Below are 21,833 nucleotides of genomic sequence, written 5' to 3'. Positions count from 1 at the left end.
TGTATGTCGCTCATAATGTTATAAAATCACACAGAGGGTCCGATGTCCAGAAAGCTTCTTCCACTATCGATTACCGCAGCACTCATGGGTGGAACGGCCCTAGCCGAGGTCCCGAACGTTGCGGTCGACATCGCCCCTGCGCATTCGCTGGTGGCGCGTGTCATGGATGGAGTCGGCACCCCGGATCTGGTCATCCCCCCCGGGGCATCGCCGCATGAATACAACCTGCGCCCGTCCGAGGCGGCAGCTCTGCAACAGGCCGACCTGGTCTTCTGGATGGGTGACGATCTGACACCTTGGCTTGAGGATGCAATCGAAACGCTCGCAGAGGGTGCCAGCGTGACAAGCCTTCTCGATGCGGATGGTACGGTTTTGCTGGAGTTCCGCGAAAATGCTCTGTTCGAGGCCCATGACCACGGAGACCATGAGGATCACGACGATCATGGTCATGACGACCACGAAGAGCACGAAGAGCACGGTGATGAGCACGCGCATGATGAAGATCAGGGACATGACGATCACGATCACGAAGAGCACGCAGAAGACAAAGACCATGACCACCATGATCATGAAGATGAAGCGGCGCATGGCGACGAGCATCACGACCATGATCATGAGGAACACGCTGAGCATGACGATCACGACGATCATGCTGAACATGATCATCACGACCACGGCGAACATGATCCACATGCCTGGCTGTCTCCGGCAAATGCCGAAACATGGCTGAACGTGATCGCGGCACAGCTATCGGCGGCCGATCCGGATAACGCCGGTACCTATTTTGCCAATGCGGCTGCGGCGCGCGAAGAAATGGCTGCGCTGTCTGCCGAGGTCGCGCAGACATTGGACCCGGTACGCGGTGGTAGCTTTATCGTGTTCCACGACGCCTATCAGTATTTTGAGGACGCGTTCGATTTTCCCGCCGCTGGTGCCATTTCGATCGGCGATGCCTCTGACCCCAGCCCTGCCCGCATTGCCGAGATTCAGGCGCGCATCCGGGATGAAGGTGTGGATTGCGTATTGGCTGAACCCCAATTCAACACCGGTATCGTAGTAACGGTCCTCGACGGAACCGAAGCTCGCACAAGTGTAATCGACCCGCAGGGCGCAGCTCTTACACCGGGACCAGACCTTTACCCGCAGCTGATCAGGGCCATGGCCGTGTCGCTTTCAGAGTGTCTGCCACAATAATGCGTCGGGTGAGACAGCAAAACCGGATGTCTCACCCACACCCTCTACAAGTCAGCGCAATTCTCGGCCGAGTACTTGTCGCTTGGCAAATATCTCATCCGCAACTTTTGACGCGGCGGTGATATAGGGGGCATCCGACAAAACACTGTCCCAGTCGACCGCGCCGTGAACAGCAAGGGCTTGTCGCAAGGGTTGGCCGGACGCCAAGGCGTCTTTGACAATGCGCGTCGCCTTCCCCCGGCCCATCGTTTCCGCCAATGCAAATACAGCGGCCTCGGCATGAACAGCAGGCTCAGAACCCACCCTGTCACGCATCGACGTCGCGTCGACCTCAAGCCCCTGCAGCAGCGCGATGCCATGGTCCAGCGCTGCTCCGGCGGTTTCAAACAAAAGTGGCATGAGCAACCATTCGACGGGCCAATTCGCACCATCGCGCTCTTCCAAATGAACGGCGCTGGCAGCCAAACCGGCCTGATATCCCGTTGCAACCGGCACAAGTGATTGAAGCATCTCAGCAAGCACCGGATTGGACTTGTGCGGCATGGTCGAAGACGCCCCCCCTTGCGCAAGCCGCAACTCGGCAATCTCACCACGCGTGGCAATGCTGACATCGCGCCCGATCTTTCCAATGGCGCTCACAACCTGCATCAACCAGGCCGACAGTTTCTGAACACCGCTTCGATCGGTGTGCCATGGCGGACCATCACTCAAGTTCAATTGTGCGGCCATCGCACGGGCCACATCGTCGCCTGAACCGCCAAACGCTGATCGACTGCCAGAAGCGCAGCCAAGCTGTATGCGCAGCGCCCCGGCTCTGAGCTCGCTCAGATCCGACTCGGCGCTGACCAAAGGCTGCGCCCATTGCGCGGCGCGTAGGCCGAAGGTGATCGGCGTCGCCAGTTGCCCGCGTGTCCGCGCCAACATCAGGGTCTTGTCGTGAGTCTGAGAGAGATCGTGCAACAAGTCGACCAAATCGGTCAGCAAATCGGCCAGATCATCCAACGCTGCCTGCGCACAAAGACAGAAAGCGGTATCAACAATATCCTGACTTGTGGCCCCAAAGTGAAAAAAATCGCCCGTCTCGTCAGAAAGCTGGTTGCGCAACGCAGACAGAAGTGCCGGAACCGGAACCCCTGCTTGTGCGACCCCAATCGTCAGATCCTCGACCACGGAACCCGGCAGTTTCAACGCAGATATTTCGGCAGCTGCAGCGTTCGGAACAAACCCAAGCGAGGCCTGTGCCTGTGCCAAAGCCACCTCGACTCGCAGCATCGCTTCAGCAATGGCACCATCGCCGAAATGCGCACGTGTCGGCCCATGCCCAAAAATCGGGGCAGTCAAAGCATTCAGAGCACCTGTCATCGGATCAGGCCGCTACGGGCCGAAGGCCCAGAATGTCTCGGGCCTGGCGCCAAGTTGCCACAGGACGCGCGTGTTTCTCGCAAATCTCGACCGTGCGCTCTACCAAAGCGGCATTTGACGGAGCCAATGTCTCCCGATCAAGCCGAACGTTGTCCTCCAGCCCGGTCCTCGCATGCCCCCCTGCCGAGATTGCCCATTCGTTCAGCGTGATTTGATGACGCCCGATTCCTGCTGCACACCACGGAGCGTCCGAGCCGAACAATCGGTGCACTGTTTGCACATAGAAATCAAAGACAAGGCGATCGACCGGCATTGCGTTCTTTACCCCCATAACAAATTGTACATACGGGGTGCCAAGCAGCTCTTGGGCGTCAGCCATTTCCTTGGCTCTGAAGATATGGCTCAGGTCAAAGGCTTCAATCTCGGGCTTGACCTCATAGGTCCGCATCTCTGAGGCGAGCCATGCAACCAGATCAGGCGGGTTCTCGTAAACGCGGGTCGGAAAGTTGTTCGACCCAACCGTGAGCGATGCCATGTCTGGCCGTAATTGCAACATCCCACCACGTGCCTGTCCAGCACCGGACCTGCCACCCGTCGACATTTGAACGATCATGCCGGGGCAATGTTTCTTAAGACCATCTTGTAACGCTGCAAACTTGTCCGGGTCTGATGTGGGGGTCTCATCGTCATTGCGAACATGGAGATGTGCGATCGAGGCCCCCGCTTCAAACGCCTCCTGAGTACTTTCGATCTGCTCCGAGACCGAAATGGGAACAGCGGGGTTGTCGGACTTGCGCGGCACCGAACCGGTGATGGCAACACAAATGATACAAGGTTTTGGCTGGCTTGCGGTCATCATGTCGTTTCCTGTTTGTGCCGAACCGTATCGCATCGGGTTCGAACGGAAACCAAACGTAGCCGGTTTTTTCTAAACATCAAAAAAGACCGTCTCAATGCCGCCCTGAAGTCGAATATCGAAACGATAGGTTGGCAAATCCCCAAGTACATCCCGATCAGCGATAAGAGTGGCGCGGCGGCTCTCCCACTCAATCAGATTGAGCACGGGGTCGATGGTATTTGCTTCGGCCTCGTCAGCAAAATACATCCTTGTGTTCAGGCCGACATTGATACCCCGCGCGACAATCCAAAGGTTGAGATGGGGCGCCTGCGGAGCGCCAGCGCTGCCAGCGGTCTTGCCTGGCTTTACGGTCTCGAAGGTCCATTCACCGGTTTCGAAATCGGTAATGACGCGACCCCAGCCGCGAAACCCATCCTCAACCGGTCCACCACCACCGGGATGCGCATAGACCCCGTCGGCATTGGCCTGCCAGACCTCAAGCATCGCATCCTTGATGGCGGCCCCCGTCCCGTCGATGATAACGCCGGTGACCCGAATACGCTCGCCTTTGGCATTCGGTCCACAGATGTCATGACCCAGTTCTTGCCGGTAAATATCAAACCCCGCCGCGCCGGGCGAAAGGCCGATATGGACATAGGGACCCGCCGTCTGCGATGCGGTTTCGCTGAGATACTTAAGCGCCTGAACCATGTCAGTTACCCTCTGGACGGTTTTCGAACAAGGTCGAGCGGCGACCGCGCAGAATAATGTCGAACTTATAGGCAACGCTATCCAGCGGAATTGTGGCGTTCAGGTCCAGCCTGGCCACAAGCTGCTCAATCGCGTTTTGATCCGGGATCGTCTGCACGATGGGGCAGAGCGGTATCAAAGGATCGCCTTCGAAATAGCATTGCGTAATCAGCCGCTGTGCAAAACCCGATCCAAAGATCGAGACATGTATATGCGCGGGCCGCCAGTTGTTTGCATGATTGCGCCACGGATAAGCACCCGGCTTTACAGTGCGGAAAAAGAAATACCCGTTTTCATCGGTCAATGTCCGTCCACAACCGCCGAAGTTGGGGTCAATGGGCGCAAGGTACGTGTCTTTCTTGTGCCTATAGCGCCCGCCCGCATTTGCTTGCCAAATCTCGACCAGCGTGTTCGGAACAGGCCGCGCGTTTTCGTCCAATACGTGACCGTGAAGAATAATACGTTCACCAATAGGGCTTTGGCCCGGCGCGGCATAGTTGGTCAGAAGATCGTTATCGCCAGCGTCAATATCATCGGCGCCAAATACCGGCCCGGTCTGTTCTGATATCGTGCTCTGCAGAGACACCAGTGCCAAACGCGGGCTGCGCGTCACCGAAGACTTGTATCCGGGTGACAGCGACACAGGATGAATATCTCGGTTTCGCGGATAGAACTCGCCTGGCTTCGTCATGATGGCTCCTCCATCTCGGCATAGGTTTGTTTGGCGATTTTGATGGCATGATTGGCTTTGGGTACGCCCGCATAGATCGCGACATGCAAGAAAGCCTGCATAACGTCGTCTTTGGACGCCCCGGTGTTGGCAGTGGCGCGGATATGCATGGGAATTTCCTCGAAATTCCCCATCGCTGCCAACAGGGCGAGTGTCAGCATCGAGCGGTCGCGTTGGCTGATCGTGGTATCAGACCAGACGGTCCCCCAAGCACCTTCGGTGATCAAGCTCTGGAACGGCGCGTCGAATTCGGTTTTCTCCATTTCGGCACGCTCAACATGTGCTTTGCCCAAAACAGATCTTCGCGTTCGCATTCCTAGCTGGTAACGATCTGCCATTGATGTGCTCCTTTTATGAGCCCTGCCTCAAGACAGCAGAGGTGTCAGGTGTCTGGCCACTCACACAAAAACAGTTTTCCAACGCGCTTAAAAGACAGAATATCGGGCCACACCAGCTTGTTCGACCACCGCTGCCCATTTTCAGAGATCACGGCAGAAAGGATTTCAGCTGTCTGTTTGGCTTAACTCACCCCAAAGGTGGTCAGGCACCACAACCCCCCGATCACGAGCCTCGCGACGTGCCTGCAAGCGGCGTGTGCCCGGCAGTCTTGCACCGTCCTGTGCTTCGATCTGACCGGCCAGAGCCGCAAGCTGTGCTGCGAAAGGCGCGCCGCTGACGCACCCTGGGTCAATCGCGATGATGAACTGACCCACGCCCGGAGGCGCGCCGTCAGCCTCGAAAAACGAACTGGCCTGCGCGCTGGTATTCGCTCCTGTCAGGGTCGCGGCGAGTATTTCGACGATCAGCGCCAGGGCCGATCCCTTTGCATCACCCATGGGCAGCATCATGCCCGAAAGTGCGGCGTCCGGGTCGGTTGTCGGGTTGCCGTCAGCATCCAGCGCCCAGCCTTCGGGGATCGGCTCGCCCTTTTTCTTGGCCGCCATCACCTTGCCGCGCGCGATCTTTGACAGTGACAGATCAATGACCAGTGGCGCGCCCTCAGCTTGCGGGGCGGCAAAGGCTATGGGATTTGTTCCAAACAAGGCCGCGTTGCCACCCCAGGGCGCCATGGCCTTGGGCGTATTCGCCACCATCAGCGCAACCAGCCCGTTATCAGCGAGCCGTTCCACATGCGCGCCCAATTGGCCGCAATGATGCGAACGGCTAATCGCCGCAGCCGCAATGCCGGTGGTCTTGCTTAGCTTGGTCAACTCGTTGACGGCCAGATCGATGGCGGGATAGGCAAAGCCAAACCCGGCGTCCACCCGCAAGACAGCAGGGCCCGCGGCCGAAACCGTTGGACAGGCCGCACCTGCAACCTTGCCCGACCTCGCCTGTGCTGCATAGGAGGCAACGCGCGAGAATCCGTGCCCGGCCTGGCCGTCCACCTCTGCTGCGACCAGTGCTTTGGCGACCGAGCGCGCGTTTCGCTCGGACACGAAATTGGCGACCAGCGCCTTGGTTACCAGATCCTCGGCCTCTTCGATCTTCAATCTGTGTTCCAGAACAAATCTCCTGTCCTTGCGCGCTTGCCCCGTCCCAAACGTGAAAAATCCCAGCCCGATTGTCCACCGGGCTGGGCCTGTCCTGTGCGGTGCAACCGATCCTATGCCGAGCGATAGAGTTTGGTCATGGAAAACTCGCGATGCCCCAACGCTTCGGCAGCGGTGTGGCGGCCATTGGCGGTGCGGCGGATCATCTCAATCAGCGCGTCGCCGGCCTCTTCAATGGTCATTTCACGGGTCAGAATACCGGTCACATCCAGATCGATATGTTCGCCCATGGTGCGCAGGGTACGCGGGTTGCCCGAGATCTTGATCACCGGAACGATTGGGTTGCCGACAACATTGCCCTGCCCCGTCGGGAAGGTGTGGATCACCGCACCGCCAGCAGCCATCAGAGTCACACATTCTGCCGCTGCTGATGAACTGTCCATGAAGTACAGACCCGGCCCTTTTTCAGGTGCTTCTGCGGGACCAATAGCGTCGATATAGGTCGAAGTCCGCCCGATCTTTTCCAAATTGCCCAGGGCTTTTTCTTCGATGGTCGTCAGCCCGCCCAAAATGTTGCCTTTGGTGGGCTGGCTGTCTGACAGATCGTCAGTTTGGTGCGCAAAAATGACGTCGTCAGTATAGGCCTGCCAGATCTGCTTGAACTTGGCTGCCGCTTCGGGAGTGGCGGCGCGTTTCTCGCAGATATGCTCGGCCCCGGTGATCTCGGATGTTTCACCAAAGAACCCGGTCAGGCCATGGGGCAGCAGCTTGTCATACATGTTGCCCACAGTCGGGCAGGATGACAGGCCGGTCGTTGTGTCGCTTTCACCGCATTTGGTTGAAACCCACAGCTCGTTGATCGGGCAGGGTTCTTTTTGCAGCTCGGTTGCCCAATGGACGTATTCCTTGGCCTTCCAGCTGGCCTGGCGAATGGTCTCAAAGTCGCCCTTTTGCTCGATCGAGAAACCTTCGACCGGTTTGCCGGTCTTGGCGATGCCGTCGACGATCACCTTGGTCCATTCCGGCTCGATCCCGATGACCACCACGGCAGCCACATTGGGGTTGGCCCCGGTGCCGATGATCGTACGGAAATGCAGGTCTAGGTCTTCGCCAAATTGCAAACGGCCATAGGCATGCGGGATCGCCAATGTGCCCTTGACGTTATTGGCCACCGCTTCGCAAGCCGCGTTGGAAATATCGTCAACCGGCAGGATCAGCACATGGTTGCGAACACCAACACGCCCGTTTTCGCGGCGCCATGCGTTCACTGTTACGTTCGAGAAATCCAAAGCCATAATCTTACCACCGTTTCGTTTTGCAATTGTGGGTGTGTACATGATCGCCCACACCAGCAGATCCGACCATACGCCCGATATCTTCACCGTATTTGATCACGGTATCGCCTTCGCTCAGCGGCTTCAGCGCAACCTTGTGGCCGATGGGGATGTCGCTGTTGGCGGTCAGTTTGAAATCGGAATTGTCATGCGTCACCACGCAGAGCATTTCCGTTCCGGCGGTCAAGCCTTCCACCACAACCACGCCGACATTGTCCTCGTGATCATGGACCAGCAATTGCGGTATCGCCATGTCCTTTTTTCCTTTTGCAAAATTCCAAATCCGGTCTTACTTATATGTTTACTCTTATATAAGAGTCAATATAGATCATTGAACATACGCACGCATATCTGATAGCAAGGCAGACCGAGGAAACCCGATGACGACACCGCTCTATCAGTCTGTTTACAATGAGATAATCGCGCGGGTCGCTGATGGCCGGTACCCGCCGGGCACGATGCTGCCAAGCGAGTTTGATATCGCGGCCGAGCTGGGAGTCAGCCAGGGCACCGCAAGAAAAGCGCTGAGCGAGCTGGAAGCAAAAGGAATCGTCAAGCGCCGTCAGGGGCGTGGCACGTTCGTGGCGTTGCGCACGCCTGAAAACTCGCTGTTTCACTTTTTTCGCATGCGTGATGCTGCAGGCAATCAGGTCGCTCCGACGCTGGGGTCTGAAACTGTATCGCGCCGCGCCGCCACCCCGGCCGAGCGCCACAGCCTGTTTGGCGCCCCGCAAGAGGTGTTTCAGATCGACCGGGTGCGGAATTTCAACGACAAGCCGCTGTGTCTGGAAACCTGTGTCGTATCCACCGATCTTTTCCCGGGACTTTTGGAACGCGCGCCCCTGCCCAACACGCTCTATGTGCTGTTTCAACAGGCCTATTCCTGCATTGTCATCTCGGCCAAAGACGATCTGAGCGCAGGCCTTGCAGACAAGGCAACCGCCAAAGCTTTGGGTCTGCGCACCGGCACCCCAGTTCTGATCGGCAAGCGCGAAGGCAAGGATTTGCTGGGCCGTGTTGTCGAATTGCGCACCAGTCGGTTTGTCACCGACGACGTGACTTATTCCGTCAGCCTGGATTCCCTTTGAGCCCAACGGCGGACACAAATGGTGGCTTTACTTGCCGTCTCGCGTGACGGCACACTGGCAGCATAGGGGTGTCACCGGGTGCAAGGACAAAGGCGAGGGTCATGAACACAAAACGCGATCTTGTTGTCGGAGCGCTGGTCGCCGACGCGGCCTCATTGGGGTTGCATTGGCTTTACGATCAGCCACGGATCGCGCAATTGGCGCTGGGTGAACCCGAATTCCGTGCGACCAATGCAAAGGACTTCGAAGGAGTCCCGTCGTATTTCGCCCATCCGCTGAAACAGCCGGGCGACCTGACGCAATATGGGGAACAAACGATGGTCCTGTTGCGCGCTTTGGCGGCTTCGGGCGGCCGCTATGACCAGGCGGCGTATAATGCCGAGTTTCGGGCCCATTTCGGCTATGGCGGAACCTATAGCGGCTATATCGACCACGCAACGCGCGAAACCCTGAACGCCCTTGCCGCCGGTGAGGCTGATACGCCCAAAGGGGCCGAGGATGTGCAAATGCCGGCCATCGCCAAACTGCCAGCTCTGGTGGCGGCTGGGTTAGAAGATCACGCGCGTCAGGCCATCCGCACCACCAACCGCTCTGATCTTGCGGAGGCGTATGGCGCGGTTGCCACGGCAATGCTGGTCTCGGCGCGTGAGGGGCATTCCATCAACGAGGTGGTAGCCGCAGGCCTTTCCGCTGCCGACCCGGCGATCCTGCCGCGACTGGAACTGGCCTGCGCGGCCACAGATCGTAGCACGCAGGATGTGACGGCAGAATTCGGCATGGCCTGTGATCTGGAAAACGGGTTGCCGAGTATCTTGCATAACCTGTCGACAACAAACTCTTACCAGGACGACATCCGTGCCAACATTCTGGCCGGAGGCGATAGCTGTGGCCGCGCCATGCTGCTTGGGGCCGTGGCGGGTGCCGTCTATGGCGTGCCACAGGATTGGGAGGCGCGGTTGAACAGTTTGTCAGACGTGACGGATCTGATGGACCAGCTGGCGCTTTGAGGCGCGGAACACAAAAAACCCGACAGCGCCGGTTGGTAGGGTCAAAGACCCGAAAGCTTGTGCTTTTCCAGCAAGCCCACAAGGATATCGCGCGCTTGCTGGCGGTGTTTGTGGTGGCGCTGCCGCGCCAGATCGGCATCTCCGTCGCGAATGGCCTGAAACACTGCCCGGTGATCCTCGTTCGATTTCGTCGGCAGAGGCCGGATGAACAAGGTGGTGGTTCTGGCCCGGCGCACCTGATCGCTCATCATCGCGACAATGGCTTTGACCCGGCTGTTGCCCCCCAGCCGCACCAGCTCACGGTGAAACCGTTCATCTGCAGCGGCCCAGGCTTCAAGGTCTTGTTTGGCGATGGCCTTGTCCATATCGACGATGGCCTGACCCAGATCGCGCAGGTCTTTCTGACCATATCCCATCTGCGCCGCGCGTTCGGCCGCCAGGCTTTCAAGCTCGGTCAGAACATCGTAAATCTCGCGCATGTCGTCGGCCGAGACGGGCAGAATGCGCACGCCCTTGCGCGGTCGCAATTCCAACAGGCCTTGACTTTCCAACGTCAATGCCGCTTCGCGTATCGGAGTGCGCGACATGCCCAACCGTTCCGCCAATTCGCTTTCCAGATGATCCGACCCTGCCGAAAGCTCGCCTGAAAAGATCATGTTTCGCAAAGCATGCACGGCGCGCTGCGCATTGGACGGGGAAGAATTCTGAGTGGCCTTCAAGGTGTCTCCACTTTGCATTTTCGACCAGTTGCCGCCGACGTGTAAATCGCCTGTTCAATCGCGATCACGGTCAAATAATCCAGCGCTTGGTTTTCAATTGGTGTCTGGTGCAATAGTCCAGAAACAACGTGGTTTTGCAAGGCATGGACACAATCCCCGCCAAATCCCTCCCAGGTATTTGATCCCAGAATTTCCACGGCATCCAAAGATCCAAACGCACGCAGCCAGACCGACCCGTCACCGCGCAGCGAAATCGACCCTTCGGTGCCTTCGAACAGGGCCTCGCCCATTGTGCGCCGTAGGTTGTCCGAGGCGTGGTCGAGATGACGGTTACCGTCAAACAGCGCGCGCACCTGCCGGGGATGATCGAACAGAATCACGGCTGCGTCTTCACCTGCGATCACCGGGTTCAGGCGCTGCAGGTCGGCATAAACCGCAGTCGGGTCGCCCATCAGAAAACGGAAGGTGTCGACCCAATGCACAGCGGTTTCATGCACCAGAAACCGCTCCATCTGCTGGAAATAGGGCTGACGGTCCAGATAGGCATTGGGCCCCTGCCCGTCGCCTGGACGCATCCGAAACGTAGCCTGTTGCAACGTGCCGACCCGCCCGGCATCCAGCGCCGCCTTGATCGCACGATACCAGGGTTGGAAGCGAAAGTTTTCATGGATGACCAGAGTCGCCCCGGCCTCGGCGGCGTCCTGCGCCATCGCGCGGGCCTCATCCAGATCAACGCCAAAGGGCTTTTGGCAGATGATTGCGCGCACCCCGGCCTCAAGAGCCTGAGCCAGCGCCACGCGATGACCTTCGGGCGGCAAAATGATGTCCAGCAGATCGGGCTGCACGGTGGCCAGCATGTCGGGCAATCTGTCAAACGCGGGCACGCCCCATGCCTGCGCCTTGCTCAGATCCTGGTCGCAGCAGGCCACAAGCTCGACCTCGGGAATGCGGCGCCAGCTGCCATAGTGGAACTGACTGAAATAGCCCGCCCCCACACCGGCCACGCGCAGCCGAGCGCTCGGGCTCATGTGACAAAGAGCGCGTCGAGCACCGCAGCAGCAGCCTGACCCGTGCCGGCCTCACCGCCAAGATCCGCTGTCAGGGTTTCGCCACGCGCCACTACATCCTCAACCGCATCGCGCAGCCGGGTGCCATCTTTTACCATTGCGCTGTTGTCGTGTTTATGTCCCAGCCACTCCAGCATCATGGCCGCAGACAGGATCATCGCAAACGGGTTTGCAACGCCCTGTCCTGCGATATCAGGGGCCGATCCATGGCAGGGTTGAAACACCGCGTGTTCCAGCCCGATATCCGCCGAAGGGGCCAGACCAAGCCCCCCCATCAGGCCCGCACCCAGATCCGACAGGATGTCACCAAACATGTTTTCAGTGACCATCACATCAAAGCTCCACGGCTTTTGCACCATCCAGAGTGCGGTCGCGTCCACATAGGCGTGATCGGCGATCAGGTCGGGGTGATTTTTCGCCTCGGCGTCAAAGAGTTCACGAAAGAACGCAAAAGCACGGAATACGTTGGCCTTGTCAACGCAGGTCACACGACCCGGACCCCGGCCTGCGGCTTTGCGGGTCTTGGCCAGATCAAAGGCAAAGCGGAACAGGTTCTCGGACACTTCACGTGTGATGCGCAGGGTTTCGCGGGCCTCGTCCTGACTGACCTCTCCCGAACCCTGAGTAAAGAACAGCCCCTCGGTGCTTTCGCGGATCAGGACAAAATCAATCTCGGTTCCGGCAGGCAGGTTCAAAGGCGTTTTCTGTCCTGCTTTCACCGTGACCGGGCGCACGCCCGCAAACAGGTTCAAGGCTTTGCGCAGGTCGATTTGGGGCGAAATTTCGGTCCCGTCCGGATAGCGAACGTCCGGCAATCCCATCGCCGACAGCAAAATCGCATCTGCCCGGCGCGCGGTTGCCATGGATGACTCGGGAAAGGATTCGCCGGTCTTGGCATAATGCGCGGCCCCTGCGGCGGCCTCGGTGAAGCTTAACTCATAGTCGGGCGATGCGTCGGCCATACGCCGAAGGATATCGACGCAGGGCTCTGTAATTTCAGGGCCAATCCCGTCTCCTTCAAAAACCGCGATCTCGAATGTCTGAATCATTTCCGCCTGCCTTTTCTGTGTCAGCTCCGCTTATACCCTCGGAAGTTTTAATCCGAAAGTTGACAACGCATCTTTTAATGCATACGCAAATAAATGCAATAACGAGAGCACATCAGCTGGGAGGAACAGCAAAATGAAAACGAGACTTGGTAAACTGGCGGTCGCTGCCGCTCTGGCCGTGGGGGTTGGCACGGCTGTTTCGGCACAGGACTATCCGTACCGCGATATCACAACCGCCGTTGTCTGGGGTGCCGGGGGTGGTACCGACACGATTAACCGCATGATCATGGCCGAGATGGAGAAACACCTGCCCGTGTCGATCAACGTGATCAACCAGACAGGCGGCGTCGCCGGATCCAACGGCATGGTCTATGTGCAGAACCAGCCCGATGACGGCTACACGCTGGTGGGCTTGTCCGAATCGAACGTAACCGCTGCTGTGCAAGGCGGCTGGGATCAGAAGTTCGATTTCTGGTATCCGTTCATCGTTGGCGGCTCGCCTGACTTGATCTCGGTCCCGGCCAACAGCCCCTATAACTCGCTGCAAGAATTAGTCGAAGCGGCCAAGGCTGACCCAGGCAGCATACCCGCAGCCGCATCCGGGGCCGGGTCGATCCACCATCTGAACCTGCTGGCGATCCAGAACGGATCGGGGGCCGAGTTCAAGTTCATTCCCTACAAAGGATCCGCCCCCGGACAGGAAGCCGCAATAGCAGGAGAAGTTGCCCTGGTCGTGACCTCGCTGGCAGAACAGGCGCCCCTGATCGAAGGTGGTCAATTGAAGCCGCTGGCGATGCTGACACCGGAAAGCGTGGACTTCGCGGGTCAGACCATCCCGTCGGCCTTTGACATGTATGACGGGCTCGACAAATACCTGCCGCTGAAACAGGCGATTGGCTTTGCGGTTCATAGCTCTGCCGATGACAGCGTAAAAGCTGCCCTTGGTTCTGCGTTCGAGCAGGCCATTGCTTCGGACACAGTTGCAGAATGGGCGGCAGCCAACAACTACGATGTGGGCGGGCAATATGGCCCCGAGGCACAAGAGCTGTTTTCCAAGCTGGAAAGCACCTTTGCCTACACATTGCAGGATCTGGGTGCAGCCACTGTTGATCCGGCCTCGTTGGGCATCAACAAACCGTGACGCGTTCTGTTGAACCGAAGGATCAGAGGGGGCGTGCAAGCGCCCCTTCTGACCATGCCGAGGTCATGGCCGCCGAAGACACTCTGATCCTGCGCGCGCGGGATTTCTGGACCGCACTCGTGCTGATTGCGGTTTCGCTGTTCTTCCTGTGGAAAACCTCTGACATCCCTTTGTTCGGATCGAACCGCGCAGGGGTCAGCGGGGCGGATTGGTATAATTCAGCGGCCATCGTACCGCTGGGCATTTTCAGCGGACTTTTGGTGCTGTCTTTTGTTTTGCTTGCCATCTCGATCCGCAGCGGCGGCGCAGCACATGCGCTGACGCGGGCCGGGATTGGCTGGAACCCGTCCGAGGCCCTACGCTTTGGCACAATCGCCCTCATGCTGCTGGCCTATATCGCAGGGCTGGTGCCGCGCGTGGATTTCATCCTGTGTTCGGGTCTTTTGATTACGGCGCTGATCTTTGGCTATCAGGGCGGGCATCCGCAACGCATGATCCTGTCGACCGTTTTCGTGACCGCAGCAGGCGCGTTCGCGCTTTTGGCTTATGGCCCGCAAGCCGAATGGAACAGCCATGTCGATGATTGGGTCACGCTGGCGCTTTGGACCCTGCTGACACTGATCGTTCTGTCGCAAGCCAAGCAAACACCTGTGTTACGCGTCGTGCCAGCGATCGCTGTTCTTGCCCCCTTCATCCTTGTCTGTGCTATGGCCTTTGGCTTTCGTCAGAACGTGCCCGCGCGCGGCGGGCTGATCTTCAAACAGATCGAATACCATTACTACGTGACGCTCCGTCCGATTTGGAGAACTTAACTATGGAGTTCGTCCTGAACCAACTTTCGGGCTTTGGCGGCGCTTTTGTTGCGCTTGTCGTCGACCCGTTGACCTATGCCTATCTGATTACATCGGTGTTTCTTGGCATTGCCTTTGGCGCCCTGCCCGGTCTGACAGCCACTTTGGCCGTGACCATCCTGACGGGCTTTTTCGGCAACAAGATCCCGCTGGACTATTCCCTGATCGCCCTTTTGGGCGCTTATGTCGGGGCGATTTATGGGGGCTCTTACCCCTCAATCCTTCTCAATATTCCCGGCACTGCGGCCAGCGCGGCCACCGCGATGGATGGCTATCCGCTGGCCAAGGCCGGGCGCGGGGGTGAGGCGCTTGGCCTGACCACAACCGCTAGCTTCATTGGCACGGTTATCGGCACGCTTGCCCTGCTTATCTTCGTGTGGGTGCTGCTGCTGATCTCGAAAAACATTGCCTCGCCTGAAAAGGCCCTGCTGGCGCTGTTCGGCATCCTTCTGTCCGGCACATTGATGAGCGAGGATCTGGTGATCAAAGGCTGGATCGCCGGTCTGATCGGATTGGCCATGGCCATGGTCGGGCTTGATCCGATCCTGTCCGAGCCGCGCTATACCTTCGGGTGGTCCTATATGCTGAGCGGATTTCAAGTGGTGCCGGTGCTGATGGGTGCCTTTGCGGTGCCGCAAATCATCGAGGGCCTGCGCCACACCGCCACCGGCACCATGGTCGCGCTCAAGGGGCGGGTCGTGCCGAAACTGGGCGTGGTACGGAAATACCTGCCGACCATTGGCCGCTCGGGCGTGATCGGAACCGGCGTCGGCGCCCTTCCCGGCGTGGGTGAGGACGTGGCGGGTTGGGTCTCTTATGGCGTCGGCAAGACCGTCTCGAAAGAAGGCGACACATTCGGCAAGGGCAGCATGGAGGGGTTGCTGTCATCTGAGACTGCCAACAATGCCTGCATCGGTGGCGCGCTGATCCCGCTGTTGGTGCTTGGCATCCCCGGATCACCCCCTGCGGCGGCCTTAATGGGCGCGTTCAAGATCAACAACGTGATCCCCGGCCCCACCATCGACCCTGAAATCATCCTGCGGGTAGTCGCCATCATGGTTCTGGCCAGTTTTACCATGTTCATCATGGGGCTCTTTACCGCCAAGATCTTCATCCGCATTCTACGCATCCCGCAAACCGTGTTCCTACCCGTTGTGATGGTGCTGACCACCATCGGATCCTTCTCGGTCGGCGGTGGGATCAACGACCTTTACCTGATGCTGGCGGTTGGATTTGTGGCCTATTTCATGAACCTGATGAAATATCCCATCGCACCGCTGGTCATTGGCGTTATCCTGGGTGGGCTTTTTGATGAAACCCTGCGCCGGTCGCTGTTGCTGTCGGACGGAGATCTGGTGGTCTTTGTCTCGCGCCCCGGCGCCGCCATTTTGCTGATGCTGAACTTAGCGCTGGTGCTCAGCCAGTTGCCGCTTGGAAAACGCCTTTTGGCCCGTATGAAAAGGACCCCCGCCTGATGTATGCCGTCACCGTCACATTCCGCGTGGCCCCAGATCACCTTGAGGCGTTTTTGCCCTTGATGGTCGAAAACGCCCAAACTTCGCTACAGCAGGAACCGGGATGCCACCAGTTTGACATCTGTCGCGGCGACGATCCAAATCAGGTGTTTCTGTATGAAATCTACGAAGACCGGGCGGCCTTTGATGCCCATCTTGCATCGGCGCATTTCAAAAGTTTCGACAGCAAGGTCGCCGATATGATTGAAGAGAAGACAGTGGCCCTGTTTGATGAGGTGATCCGGTGAGGAACTGGCAGATACATGCGGTGAAATATGCCGACCGCAACGCGCGCGTGCGCGGCGACAGTTTTATCTTTGATGACAACCACGACGCCCCTCATGCGATGGATTACTTCATGTGGGTTATTCAAAATGGCGATCAGGTCATTCTGGTCGACACCGGCTATGATTCAAACGAGGCCTCGGCCCGCGCGCGCCCTATCGCGATGGATCCGAGGGCCGCTCTGGCCCCACTTGGCATTCAGGCCGAGGCGGTGGATCAGGTCATTGTCACCCATCTGCATTACGACCACGCGGGCGGGCTGCACCTTTTTCCCGATGCCAAGCTGCACCTGCAAACGGCCGAGATGGCCTTCGCAACTGGCCCCTGCATGTGTCACGAGGCGCTGCGTCACCCGTTTTCGGCCCATCATGTTTGTGAAGTGATCCAAAGGCTTTATTCCGGGCAAGTCATCTTTCACGATGGCGACGCCGAAGTGGCGGATGGCGTGACCCTGCACAAGATCGGAGGGCACAGTCGCGGCCTGCAATGTGTGCGGGTACGCACGCAGTCGGGGTGGATGGTGCTGGCCTCAGACGCGGCGCATTTCTATGAAAACGCCTGGCGCAAGCAGCCCTTTCCCATCGTTGTCGATCTGCAAGACATGCTGGACGGGTTTGACACGCTTGAACGCCTCGCCTCACGCCGCGAATTGATCATCCCCGGGCATGACCCCCTTGTCCGCCAATTCTTTGCGCAGGATATCGCACCCCATATCTACCGGTTGGATGTCGGCCCGCAGAAAGAGATCATTCTATGAAAATCGGGGTCATCGCCGACGACTTTACCGGCGCGTCCGACATCGCCCTGACGCTATCCGAGGCCGGGATGCGCGTGGCGCAATTTATCGACACCCCCCGCGACCCGGCTGATCCTGCGCTTGAGGCGGGGGTGATCTCTTTGAAATCCCGCACCGCACCGGTGGACGAGGCCGTGCGCGCCTCGCTTGCGGCCTGCGACTGGTTGCTGCAACAGGGGGCCCGGCAGATTGTCTTCAAGGTTTGCTCGACTTTCGACAGCACGCCAAAGGGCAATATCGGCCCGGTTCTGGATGCCTTGGCCGACAGGCTCGGGGCCAAAGCCACCATCGTTTGCCCGGCCTTCCCGGAAAATGGCCGCTCGGTCTATCAGGGGCATCTGTTTGTGCAGGATGTGCTGCTGAACGAATGCGGGATGGAGGATCATCCTCTGACCCCGATGACCGACCCCGACCTGCGTCGGGTTTTGGCGGCTCAATCCACGCGCCCCATCGGACATGTGCCCGAAGTCACCGTCATGGCAGGCGCCGATGCGATCCGCGCCGCCCTGCCCGGCAACGGACACGTGATCGTCGACGCCATCCGCGATGCGGACCTTGTGCAGATCGGAGCCGCAGCCAAAGGCGCGCCGTTGGTTTGCGGTGGGTCGGGCATCGCGCTTGGTTTGCCCGCCAATTTCGGCGCGCAGCCGAAAACGGCAGAATGGGCGCCGATCACCGGCCCCGGTGTTGTTCTGTCCGGCTCATGCAGCCGGGCCACTCGGGAACAGGTGAAGCTTTATCAGGCGCACGCCGAAGCGATGGAAATCTCTGCCGAAGACGCAATTTCCGGCACGGCCAACGTCCATGCCATTGCCGATTGGGTCTGCGCCCAAACGACCCCGCCCTTGGTCTATTCCTCAGCCGACCCGCAGATTGTTAGGGAAGCCCAAGCACGGTTTGGTCAGGACCGAGCGGCCCATGCGCTGGAAACGCTCTTTGCCGAACTGGCAGCCGAACTGGCCCGTCGCGGCGTCAGGCGTTTCTTGGTCGCTGGCGGAGAAACCTCGGGCGCGGTGGTTCAGGGGCTGGGCGTTTCCGCCTTTACCATCGGGCCTCGTCTTGCAGCGGGCGTCCCGGCCTTGCGTGTCGAAGGGTCAGATCCCATCGCTTTGGCACTGAAATCCGGCAATTTCGGCGGGCCCACGTTTTTCAAAGACGCTCTGGACATTCTAGAAGGCCAGATATGAGCGAGATCGCCAAGCTGAGGGAAGAGATCTGCGTGATCTCGAAATCGCTCTATGATCGCGGGCTGACCGGGGGGTCATCCGGTAATATCTCGGCCCGCGCCTCGGACGGGACGATAGTGATGACGCCCACGGGCAGCTCTCTGGGTTTTCTTGACCCCGCCCGGATCAGCCATCTGAGCCAGGATCTGAAGCTGATCTCGGGCGACGCGCCCACCAAGGAAATCCCCCTGCACACGGCCTTTTACGACACGCGGGCGGGCACCGGGGCCGTGGTGCATCTGCACTCCACCTATTCGGTGGCGCTGTCTATGCTGCCTCAGGTCGATCCCGATGATGCGCTGCCGCCGCTCACCCCTTATGCGATCATGCGGTTGGGCAAGGTAAAGCTCTTACCCTTCTTCCTGCCTGGTGATCCCGAAATGGGTGAAGCCGTGCGCGCGCTAAAGGGCAAATATACCGCTGTCCTGCTGGCCAATCACGGCCCGGTTGTCGCAGGCCCCGACCTCTGGGCCGCCACCAACGCGATGGAAGAGCTGGAAGAGACCGCGAAATTGGCAGTTCTGACACAGGCGATGTCGCCCAAACACCTGACCAAGGCGCAAATTTCAGCGCTAATTACCCGGTTTGGCGCACCCAAGTGATCGTGCTAGGCTGCGCGTCAGAAAATGTTCAAAGACCTTTACTATTCTCAAGCTGGTCGCAGCTGCGGCCCATTTTGATAACCAAATTCTGTTGGAGGGCATTATGCGCGTTTCCACAAAGGCTGACGGCTTTTCAGTTCATGCGATCAGCGGCACACGGGTTGTGATGCTGCATATGAACGCAAAGGAAGACGTGTTGGACGGCTTTTTGGGATTTGGCGTGGGCCTGCGCACCGAAACCGGCGGGATCCGCTGGTTGAAAGGGTTCAAATGTTTCGAATCCGTTGTGCCCGACCCAGCCCGTGCACAACGGTTTGACACGGCTGATCACCCGGTTCAGGATTTTCGCTGGGGCCACTATTGGGCCGAACCCGACCGCGCCTACTCTTACGTGATCCGGCCCCTGTACCGTCCTGTAAACGGTGATCTGTCAACGCTGCGACCCGGAACCGATCTTGAAATCACCGTGCGCACCGAGTCGGAGGAAATCGGTCAACATTCGATCTTTTTCAATCGCGGCGCAATTGTCAGCCAGGCCTATGCCGAAAGATTTGCCAATGACGAAACGCTGGACCAAGACGCGCTGAAGGCCGAACTGGACGATCCGCACTCCGAGCGCACCCAATGGCTGTCGCGCGGGCTACTGGAAGGGGCGCTGAATTTCATCGCTCAGGCCCGAGACAGCCGGTTCAGCCTGCATTGCGGGTTTTATGAACTGACCTATCCGCCGATCCTGCAAGCGCTTGCCGACGCCGCCGCAAGGGGAGCACGGGTCGAGGTAACTTTCGAGGCCGATTTCTTCAAACGCAGTGAGAACCGGCGGACCGAAACCAAATACGGCGTCATCAACCGGGCAGCGATTGCACCTTTTGCCGGGCAGGCGAACCTGCATTTCAAGGAACGCATCCACTTTGTTGCGATCACCCATAACAAATTCATGGTGTTGAAAGAAAACGGCCACCCGGTGCAGGTCTGGACCGGCTCGACCAATATCACAGCATCCGGCTTTTGCGGGCAAAGCAACACCGGCCATGTCGTGCGCGATGAAGGCGTGGCCCAAGCCTATTCGGACTATTTTGACCTGCTCGCGCGTGATGCACAGCGCGAAGAAATGCGTGCCTTCACCGAGGCCCGCACACCGCCGCCGCAAGAAGAGCTGCCAGAGAACTCGATCACCCCGCTTTTTTCGCCGCGCAAAGGCTCAAGCGAGCTGGATTGGTATGGCCGCAAGATCGAACAGGCCCGCCAGACCGTCATTCTGACGTCGGCCTTTGGCGTCACCACGCGGCTGGCGAAATATTTCGACAATGACCGCGACTATCTGCGGTATATCCTGATGGAACAGCGCAGCCGGGGTGCGGGCGCGCAAGAGATGATCGAACGCGACCGCGACACGCGCATCGTCTTTGGCCAGGGGCTTGGGTTTACCGGCAGTCTTGGGCACTGGCGCAAGGTTCCAGGTTTCAAACTGGAACAATGGATGTGGCGCGAGCATCATTTCCGCAGCTCGGGCCATGTGTTCTTTGTGCATACCAAATACATGGGTATCGACGTTCTGACCGATGAACCCATGGTCTTTACCGGATCGGCCAATTTCTCACCCGGATCCTTGTCGTCGAATGATGAGAACATGCTTTTGATACGGGGCAATACCCGTGTCTCAGACGTGTATCTGACCGAATTCTTCCGGCTGCTGAACCATTTCTATTTCCGGCAGGTTGCCAACCGCAAAGCGCGAGATGGCCATAGTGATCCCAGGATCCGGTTTCTGGACGAAACAGGTGATTGGGTGCGCGGTCATTTCCAGTCAGATTTCTATCGCTCGAAACGGCGCGAACTTTTTGGGGTTGCGCCTTAGGTCAGCAACTTTTCAAGTCGTGGGCTGGCTCGACATTTTCCGATAGTCTCGGGGGCTCGCGCCGAAATGAGTGCGGAACGTTGTCGAAAAGTTCTGCATGTTCGAAAAGCCCTGGCGGAAAGCGATCTCACTGATCGATTGCTGCGCAAATCGCGGGTCTTTGAAATCGGCAGCCACGGCCTCAAGACGCATCCGACGGATGAAAGCGCTGATCGATTCATCATGTTTCGAGAAGATCTCGTTCAGGCGCCGCACCGACATACCGATCTCGGCCGCAACGCGGTGGCGGTCAAGCTTGGGGTCATGCAGATTTGCGCGCACAAAGGATTTGGCGCGCAACAGTACATGCTGTTCGGGCGAGGACAGTTCCAACCGATCTGCGCCCTCAGCCGCCAGACCCGTCGCGATCAGATCAATCAGAGTGTCTTGTAACAGCGCCTGCACGGTCGGGTTGGGCGTATTCACATGTTCAGAAAAAGCCAGAATATTCTCACGCACCAGCTTGCCAATACCGCTTTGCCCGTCGATCCGGCGCGCGGTCAGCAGTTCGGCATTGGGCAAGCGCTCGATCAGTTTCGCGCTGGGAAGCTGGACAACCGTCTGACTGAAATCGTCAGTCAAGCGCAGCGAATATGGATCGGTACTGCTGTAGAGCGCCATATCACCGGTGCGCAAAAGTGCGGTTTTTCCAAATTGCGTCACGGTCGACGATTCGGCTGTTTGCAGGCTCAAAAGAAAATAGGCATCCGTCGCAGACCGGATATCACGTTTGCGGCGTTCGACCCGATGCGCCAACCCCGTCACACGTGAAATCGACAGAACCGAGTGCCGCGCAACTTCGATCAAGCCTCGGAAGTTGTGACGATTTTCGATCTCACACCCGAGCTGCACATAGCTGTTGCAAACGGAGTCTTGCCAGTACGCGAGGC

General features: G+C 58.5%; 23 protein-coding genes. 11 read left to right on the top strand and 12 right to left on the bottom strand.

Annotated elements, in window-relative coordinates:
- The first annotated feature begins 42 nt into the window (after positions 1 to 42).
- Positions 43 to 1,194 carry a zinc ABC transporter substrate-binding protein gene (locus GOX45_RS21015; RefSeq protein WP_171103788.1) on the top strand — a complete coding sequence of 384 codons (1,152 nt, stop codon included), beginning with the start codon at positions 43 to 45 and terminating at the stop codon, positions 1,192 to 1,194.
- Between the two features lie 51 nt (positions 1,195 to 1,245).
- On the opposite strand, the gene GOX45_RS21010 is transcribed toward GOX45_RS21015, so the two are convergent.
- The 8 genes from GOX45_RS21010 to GOX45_RS20975 form a co-directional block, all read right to left on the bottom strand.
- A complete protein-coding gene (locus tag GOX45_RS21010; RefSeq protein ID WP_171103782.1) occupies positions 1,246 to 2,556 on the bottom strand; it encodes a lyase family protein in 1,311 nt (436 codons plus the stop codon).
- A 4-nt stretch (positions 2,557 to 2,560) separates the two neighbouring features.
- On the bottom strand, positions 2,561 to 3,412 hold the full coding sequence (locus GOX45_RS21005; RefSeq protein ID WP_171103780.1) for a 3-keto-5-aminohexanoate cleavage protein: 852 nt from the start codon (positions 3,410 to 3,412) through the stop codon (positions 2,561 to 2,563).
- Positions 3,413 to 3,484: 72 nt separating this feature from the next.
- Positions 3,485 to 4,105: a protocatechuate 3,4-dioxygenase subunit alpha gene (gene pcaG / locus GOX45_RS21000; RefSeq protein WP_171103778.1), complete on the bottom strand. Its 621-nt coding sequence runs from the start codon at positions 4,103 to 4,105 to the stop codon at positions 3,485 to 3,487.
- Between the two features lies 1 nt (position 4,106).
- The gene (gene pcaH, locus GOX45_RS20995; RefSeq protein ID WP_171103777.1) at positions 4,107 to 4,835 is read right to left on the bottom strand and encodes a protocatechuate 3,4-dioxygenase subunit beta; all 729 of its coding nucleotides are present in this window, start codon (positions 4,833 to 4,835) and stop codon (positions 4,107 to 4,109) included.
- Positions 4,832 to 5,212: a 4-carboxymuconolactone decarboxylase gene (pcaC, locus tag GOX45_RS20990; RefSeq protein ID WP_171103775.1), complete on the bottom strand. Its 381-nt coding sequence runs from the start codon at positions 5,210 to 5,212 to the stop codon at positions 4,832 to 4,834. Before pcaC ends, pcaH begins: the two co-directional genes overlap by 4 nt.
- 165 nt (positions 5,213 to 5,377) lie before the next feature.
- Positions 5,378 to 6,367, bottom strand: coding sequence for an Ldh family oxidoreductase (locus GOX45_RS20985; protein WP_254446127.1), 990 nt, complete (start codon positions 6,365 to 6,367; stop codon positions 5,378 to 5,380).
- Positions 6,368 to 6,480: 113 nt separating this feature from the next.
- Positions 6,481 to 7,662, bottom strand: a complete 1,182-nt coding sequence (locus GOX45_RS20980; protein WP_171103773.1) for a UxaA family hydrolase — start codon at positions 7,660 to 7,662, stop codon at positions 6,481 to 6,483.
- A gap of 4 nt (positions 7,663 to 7,666) precedes the next feature.
- A complete protein-coding gene (locus tag GOX45_RS20975) occupies positions 7,667 to 7,954 on the bottom strand; it encodes a UxaA family hydrolase (RefSeq protein ID WP_171103771.1) in 288 nt (95 codons plus the stop codon).
- A 127-nt stretch (positions 7,955 to 8,081) separates the two neighbouring features.
- On the opposite strand from GOX45_RS20975, the gene GOX45_RS20970 reads away from it, so the two are divergent.
- Together GOX45_RS20970 and GOX45_RS20965 are read left to right on the top strand one after the other, a co-directional pair.
- Complete coding sequence (locus tag GOX45_RS20970; protein ID WP_171103769.1) at positions 8,082 to 8,789, top strand: GntR family transcriptional regulator; 708 nt, start codon at positions 8,082 to 8,084, stop codon at positions 8,787 to 8,789.
- Positions 8,790 to 8,890: 101 nt separating this feature from the next.
- Complete coding sequence (locus tag GOX45_RS20965) at positions 8,891 to 9,796, top strand: ADP-ribosylglycohydrolase family protein (protein ID WP_171103767.1); 906 nt, start codon at positions 8,891 to 8,893, stop codon at positions 9,794 to 9,796.
- Positions 9,797 to 9,837: 41 nt separating this feature from the next.
- Here the strand turns inward: GOX45_RS20965 and GOX45_RS20960 are convergent, their stop codons facing one another.
- Genes GOX45_RS20960 through GOX45_RS20950 form a run of 3 tightly spaced genes read right to left on the bottom strand, consistent with a single transcriptional unit; the run spans position 9,838 to position 12,631 of the window.
- Positions 9,838 to 10,515 carry a GntR family transcriptional regulator gene (locus GOX45_RS20960; protein WP_254446126.1) on the bottom strand — a complete coding sequence of 226 codons (678 nt, stop codon included), beginning with the start codon at positions 10,513 to 10,515 and terminating at the stop codon, positions 9,838 to 9,840.
- A complete protein-coding gene (locus GOX45_RS20955; RefSeq protein WP_171103763.1) occupies positions 10,512 to 11,543 on the bottom strand; it encodes a Gfo/Idh/MocA family protein in 1,032 nt (343 codons plus the stop codon). The genes GOX45_RS20960 and GOX45_RS20955 overlap by 4 nt, the downstream gene beginning before the upstream one ends.
- Positions 11,540 to 12,631, bottom strand: coding sequence for an isocitrate/isopropylmalate dehydrogenase family protein (locus GOX45_RS20950; RefSeq protein WP_171103761.1), 1,092 nt, complete (start codon positions 12,629 to 12,631; stop codon positions 11,540 to 11,542). The genes GOX45_RS20955 and GOX45_RS20950 overlap by 4 nt, the downstream gene beginning before the upstream one ends.
- Before the next feature lie 133 nt (positions 12,632 to 12,764).
- Here GOX45_RS20950 and GOX45_RS20945 point away from each other — a divergent pair, with 133 nt between their 5' ends.
- The 8 genes from GOX45_RS20945 to GOX45_RS20910 all read left to right on the top strand — a co-directional run bounded on the left by GOX45_RS20945 (position 12,765) and on the right by GOX45_RS20910 (position 20,904).
- A complete protein-coding gene (locus GOX45_RS20945) occupies positions 12,765 to 13,772 on the top strand; it encodes a tripartite tricarboxylate transporter substrate binding protein (RefSeq protein ID WP_171103759.1) in 1,008 nt (335 codons plus the stop codon).
- The gene (locus GOX45_RS20940) at positions 13,769 to 14,584 is read left to right on the top strand and encodes a hypothetical protein (RefSeq protein WP_217350608.1); all 816 of its coding nucleotides are present in this window, start codon (positions 13,769 to 13,771) and stop codon (positions 14,582 to 14,584) included. Before GOX45_RS20945 ends, GOX45_RS20940 begins: the two co-directional genes overlap by 4 nt.
- A 2-nt stretch (positions 14,585 to 14,586) precedes the next feature.
- Positions 14,587 to 16,098, top strand: a complete 1,512-nt coding sequence (locus GOX45_RS20935) for a tripartite tricarboxylate transporter permease (RefSeq protein WP_171103757.1) — start codon at positions 14,587 to 14,589, stop codon at positions 16,096 to 16,098.
- Positions 16,098 to 16,385, top strand: a complete 288-nt coding sequence (locus tag GOX45_RS20930) for a putative quinol monooxygenase (protein ID WP_171103755.1) — start codon at positions 16,098 to 16,100, stop codon at positions 16,383 to 16,385. The genes GOX45_RS20935 and GOX45_RS20930 overlap by 1 nt, the downstream gene beginning before the upstream one ends.
- On the top strand, positions 16,382 to 17,179 hold the full coding sequence (locus GOX45_RS20925; protein WP_171103753.1) for an N-acyl homoserine lactonase family protein: 798 nt from the start codon (positions 16,382 to 16,384) through the stop codon (positions 17,177 to 17,179). Before GOX45_RS20930 ends, GOX45_RS20925 begins: the two co-directional genes overlap by 4 nt.
- Positions 17,176 to 18,405: a 3-oxo-tetronate kinase gene (otnK, locus tag GOX45_RS20920; protein ID WP_171103750.1), complete on the top strand. Its 1,230-nt coding sequence runs from the start codon at positions 17,176 to 17,178 to the stop codon at positions 18,403 to 18,405. The genes GOX45_RS20925 and otnK overlap by 4 nt, the downstream gene beginning before the upstream one ends.
- A complete protein-coding gene (gene otnC, locus GOX45_RS20915; RefSeq protein WP_171103749.1) occupies positions 18,402 to 19,046 on the top strand; it encodes a 3-oxo-tetronate 4-phosphate decarboxylase in 645 nt (214 codons plus the stop codon). The genes otnK and otnC overlap by 4 nt, the downstream gene beginning before the upstream one ends.
- A 103-nt stretch (positions 19,047 to 19,149) precedes the next feature.
- Positions 19,150 to 20,904 (top strand): phospholipase D-like domain-containing protein, encoded by a 1,755-nt coding sequence (locus GOX45_RS20910; protein ID WP_171103747.1) that lies wholly within the window; start codon positions 19,150 to 19,152, stop codon positions 20,902 to 20,904.
- Between the two features lie 12 nt (positions 20,905 to 20,916).
- On the opposite strand, the gene GOX45_RS20905 is transcribed toward GOX45_RS20910, so the two are convergent.
- Positions 20,917 to 21,833, bottom strand: a 917-nt coding sequence (locus GOX45_RS20905; protein WP_171103744.1) for a helix-turn-helix domain-containing protein, incomplete at its 5' end; no start/stop codon positions are given.

It is taken from the genome of Ruegeria sp. HKCCD7255, assembly GCF_013031565.1.
Classification (GTDB): Bacteria; Pseudomonadota; Alphaproteobacteria; order Rhodobacterales; family Rhodobacteraceae; genus Ruegeria.
Note: the sequence above shows the minus strand (reverse complement) of the source record. Positions and strands in the feature narration are given on the sequence as shown.